Here is a 526-nt window from a genome sequence, read left to right as displayed (position 1 = left end):
CGCGCCGTGCCGGGCGAACGCGGCCGCCGCGGCGGCGGGGGCGTCCGGCCCGAGCATCCGCCGGCCGTTCTCGTCGCGGCGCTGGTGGTCGTCGAAGGCGGCGCCGATCTCGGCGTCGAGCGGGTCCTCGGGGTGCAGCCGGACCCGGCCGGACACGGTCAGGGTGAACAGCACGGGGCAGCCGGCGGCCGTGCAGACAGCGGCCAGGGCGTCCATCTCGTCCGCGGTGAGCAGGTCGAGCAGCGCGGAGGCGGTGATCAGCGACGTCCCGGCCAGCAGGTCGGCGCCGAACCCGGTGAGGTCGCCGGGCCCGGCTCCACCGGTCACCCCGCCGGGCAGCGACGCGACGGCGTGGGAGAGCACGACGGGGTCGCGATCGTGCAGGACCCAGTGCTGGCCACCGGGCCGGGCGAGGCGCGGGGCGAGCCAGCGGCCCATCGACCCGGTGCCGCAGCCGAGGTCGCGCACCAGCAGCGGGCCCGGCGGCAGGAGGTCGCGGACGGCGTCGGCGAGCACGGTCGAGCGC

At 78.7% G+C, this 526-nt stretch carries 1 protein-coding gene; it reads right to left on the bottom strand.

Going from position 1 to position 526, the window contains the following annotated elements; all coding sequences use genetic code 11:
• The coding region (locus tag GTW08_RS06930) for an SAM-dependent methyltransferase (protein WP_202416565.1) at positions 1-526 on the bottom strand (526 nt) is incomplete at both ends.

It is taken from the genome of Pseudonocardia sp. SID8383, from assembly GCF_009864975.1.
In the GTDB taxonomy this organism is placed as follows: domain Bacteria; phylum Actinomycetota; class Actinomycetes; order Mycobacteriales; family Pseudonocardiaceae; genus Pseudonocardia; species Pseudonocardia alni.
This window is presented reverse-complemented; position numbering and strand designations above follow the sequence as displayed.